The 3653-nt window shown below is 67.9% G+C and carries 4 protein-coding genes, 1 tRNA gene and 1 pseudogene; 2 read left to right on the top strand and 4 right to left on the bottom strand.

Annotation, left to right across the window (positions count from 1 at the left end; genetic code table 11):
• A partial coding sequence (locus BN903_RS17430; protein ID WP_228841074.1) for a hypothetical protein occupies positions 1-189 on the top strand: 189 nt, incomplete at its 5' end.
• A 56-nt stretch (positions 190-245) separates the two neighbouring features.
• On the opposite strand, the pseudogene BN903_RS18455 reads toward BN903_RS17430, so the two are convergent.
• The 4 genes and pseudogenes from BN903_RS18455 to BN903_RS08995 form a co-directional block, all read right to left on the bottom strand.
• A pseudogene (locus BN903_RS18455) lies at positions 246-1422 on the bottom strand (M24 family metallopeptidase).
• A 119-nt stretch (positions 1423-1541) separates the two neighbouring features.
• The gene (locus tag BN903_RS08985; RefSeq protein WP_048077411.1) at positions 1542-2153 is read right to left on the bottom strand and encodes a translation initiation factor IF-2 subunit beta; all 612 of its coding nucleotides are present in this window, start codon (positions 2151-2153) and stop codon (positions 1542-1544) included.
• A 101-nt stretch (positions 2154-2254) separates the two neighbouring features.
• A tRNA-Met gene (locus tag BN903_RS08990) sits at positions 2255-2329 on the bottom strand.
• A gap of 115 nt (positions 2330-2444) precedes the next feature.
• Positions 2445-2687 carry a hypothetical protein gene (locus BN903_RS08995; protein ID WP_048077412.1) on the bottom strand — a complete coding sequence of 81 codons (243 nt, stop codon included), beginning with the start codon at positions 2685-2687 and terminating at the stop codon, positions 2445-2447.
• Between the two features lie 99 nt (positions 2688-2786).
• Here BN903_RS08995 and BN903_RS09000 point away from each other — a divergent pair.
• Positions 2787-3653, top strand: an 867-nt coding sequence (locus BN903_RS09000; protein WP_048077423.1) for an AMP-binding protein, incomplete at its 3' end; no start/stop codon positions are given.

A 3653-nucleotide genomic window follows, 5' to 3' on the forward strand; every position in this document is an offset into this window, starting at 1 on the left:
GTCGTAACTATACCGCTAGGGACGGTTCCGACGCCCATGGACGCCGTCTCTCGGAACGAACGATACCACCTCGTCTGTCGCGAGTGTCCGCTCGAACGCCTGTTTGATACCGCGGTCGACGCGGACGCGATCCGACGCGATCACGTCGACGAAACCGGCCACCGCGTCGCCGTCGATCGGGTCGAGTAACAGACCGGTTCGGGGCGGCTCGACGGATGCCGGCGAACGATCCGGCGGCGGTCCCCTCAGACGACGTTCGAGTCGATGTCCCGCGGGAAGTTCGTGAGCGTCTCGGTCCCCGACTCGGTGATCGCTACGGTGTCGGAGTGGCGGTAGCCGTACTCGTCAGTGTAGAGTCCCGGTTCGATCGTGTACACGTGTCCCGGCTGCATCAGGGCGTCGTCGCCGTCGTAGCGCTCGCCCCAGCCGCGGTCGATGTACGGCGGCTCGTGGCCGCCGAGACCGATGTTGTGGCCGACGTGGTGTTGCGCAAGCTCGGTCACGCCCTGTTCCTCGAAGTAGTCCCAGACGACGCGGTCGACCTCGGCGACCGGCACGCCCGGACCCAAGGCGTCGATCGCGAGCGTCTGCGCCTCCAACATTAGCTCGAAGTGGTGTTCCTGCTCGTCGGAGTAGTCGCCGACGAACATGGTCCGCTCCAGCTCCGAGCGGTAGCCGTCGACGTTCGCGGTCGCGCCGGTGACCAGCACGTCGCCCTCGGAGAGCCGCTCGTTCGGGGTGTGGCCGTGCGGGAGCGCGGTCTCTTCGCCGGAGATATACCCTGCGTGGACCGGGCCGTCGCCGCGGACGCGGACGCTGTAGTCGTCACCGAGCGTGTCGAGCATGGCGCGGGACGCGTCGGTCGACGCGCGCTGCGAGACGGTCGCCGGGTGCGCCCCCGGCTCGGAGTAGTCGGCGAGGTAGCGGTGCCCGAGGTTCGCCCACTTCGCCGACTCGCGGATCAGGTCGACCTCGTCGTCGGACTTCGCCCAGCGCATCCCGGCCGACCCACGACTGCGTCTCGACGTCGAGCGAGTCAGAGAAGGCGGGGCCCTCGTACCCCATCACGCCCGGGGGTCCGTCGGCGTCGGCGGCGATCGCGTCGACGCCGAGCCCGTTCAGCATCTCCACGGCGACGCTGACCGGCTCGCCGCCGGGATAGTCGAAGTAATCGTGGACGGCGTCGATCCGCGAATTCGGCGAGACGCGCTCGACCTCCAGTCTCGGGACGGTGATCTCGACGCGGTCGTCGGTGACCGCGAGGACGACCGGGCGCTCCGTCTGGATGTGGTGGAATCCCGTGAGGTACTCGATGGCGGTCGCGCCGACCCACGTCGCGGCGTCGGCGTCGGTCGCTGCGAGACGGTCTCGGACCGCGGCGAGCCGGTCCTCGAAGGCCGACTCGGGGAGTCGCGTGGCCATACCTCACGATGGACGAACGCGCCGATAAACGGTCGGGTAGCGGAACGGTGGTTAGCGTCGGTACCGGGGGCGGTGCCGGTCTCAGGAAGGGAATTGGTGACGCGGTCGCTCCGGACGGATCAGCTCTCGCGGCGGGCGAACGCGAGGTTGCCGGAGACGTTCTTGATGTAGGCCGTCACGGTCTCGCCCTCCTGTGCGCCGGGGACGAAGATCGTGTACTCGCCGCGTTCGGCGACGCCGTCGCCCTTGCGACCGGTGCCGACGATCTCGAGTTCGTACGTGTTGCCCGACTCGACGGCGTCCTCCTGTCGCTGGGTGTTCTGCGTGTTCTGTTTCGCCACCGGGCGGAACGCCCCGCAGGCCTCACAGCGAAGCATCGGCGTCCGGTTCTCCGTCTCCAGCCGGGTGTCGGGGAGACCGCACTCCGAGCAGGTGACGTACGACTCGATGTACGAGTCGATCGCGGCCTGAAAGTCGCGCTCGCGGAAGTTCCCGCTGTAGCGGGCGCGGCCGTCCTCGTACTGGCCGGCCGTACCGAGCTCCTGTTGGATCTTCGAGTGGACGTGTTCGGGGTCGCGGCTCAGCGCGTCGGCGATTCCGGAGAGGTTCGTCAGGCGGGTGAACGCCCCGTCCTTCTGCGCTTCGGGGTCCGGGACGGACAGCCGCTCGTCGGAGCCGCCCAGGTCCGGGACCTCCTCCATCGCGCGGTCGAGGCTCGATTCGTAATCCATACGTGAGGGAACGACAGCGCGACGGAAATCGCTTCCGGGTTCGAAATCAGCCGCGTTTCGACCCCGGAGTCGAGCCTAAGAGTGTAGCAGTCGGCCAGAAGTAGCGGGAGGTAGATTTGAACTACCGATCTCCGGGTTATGAGCCCGGCGGAATCTCCTGGCTATCCCATCCCGCTATCGTAGCAAAATCGCGTGCGACTGTTAAGGGTTCTGATCCCGACGCCCGTGTGCGATTCGTCCACGCGTCTGCGACGGGTATTGTCCTGCCGAGCGGTCGCCCCCGCCGCTCCGTCACTCCTCGCTCGCGTCGTCGGTCGCGTCCCCTCCCTTCGCCGCCACGGCCTTGATCCGGATCCGAAGCGCGATGACGGCGACGGCGGCGAATCCCACCGTCACGGCGATGTCGGCCGGGTCGCCTGAGAGCGCGCGCTGCGCGGTGAGTCCCGCCATCAGCGCGAACATCAGCGCCAACAGCCCCGCGATCGGGACCACGTACCCCTCGGTGAACGCCGACCCGCCGGATTCGTCGCTCATGTCCTCCCCCTCCGCGGGCGACCGTGAAAAGCGTCTCGCGCCCACCTCCGCCTTGCGCCGGCCGCAAACGATTTCACTCATCATCGATAGTGATAGACGATGCACAAGCCGCTACTGACGACCGACTTTCTGGATCGGGCGCGTCGACACTACGCCGACGAGGAGGCGGTCCTCGCGGTCGACGGGACGCGATACACGTACGCGGAGCTAGGCGAGCGGGCCGACCGCTTCTCCGCCGCGTTACAGGAGCGCGGGATCGAGAAGGGGGACCGGGTCGCGGTGTTGGATCCGAACACGCACTACCACTTGGAGGCCGCCTACGGCGCGATGCAGGTCGGTGCGGTCCACACCCCGCTGAACTACCGGCTCACGCCCGACGACTTCTCGTACATGCTCTCGGACGCCGGCGTCGACGCCATCTACGCCGACGCCGAGTACGCGGCGAACGTCGAGGCGATCCGCGACGAGGTGCCGACCGAGACGTTCCTCACGAACGACGCGGACGCGGTCGAGGGCGACTGGGAGTCGTTCGACGCCGCACTCGACGACGCGGACCCCGACGCCTACCAGCGTCCGGAGATGGACGAAGACGAGGTGATCACGATCAACTACACCTCGGGGACCACCGGCGACCCGAAGGGCGTCTGTCGCACGCACCGCGCCGAGACGCTCCACGCGTACCTCATCTCGATCCATCAGGAGATCACCGACGACGACGTGTACCTCTGGACGCTGCCGATGTTCCACGTCAACGGCTGGGGCCACATCTACGCGGTCACGGGAATGGGCGCGCGGCACGTCTGTACCCGCGGGGTCGACGTCGCGGAGACGTTCGACCGGATCCGCACCGAAGACGTGTCGTACTTCTGTGCGGCCCCGACCGTGCTCAACATGCTCGGCGACCACCACGCCGAACACGGCGGCGCGACGACCGGCGACGCCGACGTGCGGGTCGCGACCGCGGGC

It is taken from the genome of Halorubrum sp. AJ67 (assembly GCF_000513435.1).

Bases quoted from the DNA above. Each gene is read 5' to 3' on its own strand.
- BN903_RS08985 (WP_048077411.1), bottom strand. From the start codon at position 2,153: ATGGATTACGAATCGAGCCTCGACCGCGCGATGGAGGAGGTCCCGGAC.
- BN903_RS08995 (WP_048077412.1), bottom strand. From the start codon at position 2,687: ATGAGCGACGAATCCGGCGGGTCGGCGTTCACCGAGGGGTACGTGGTC.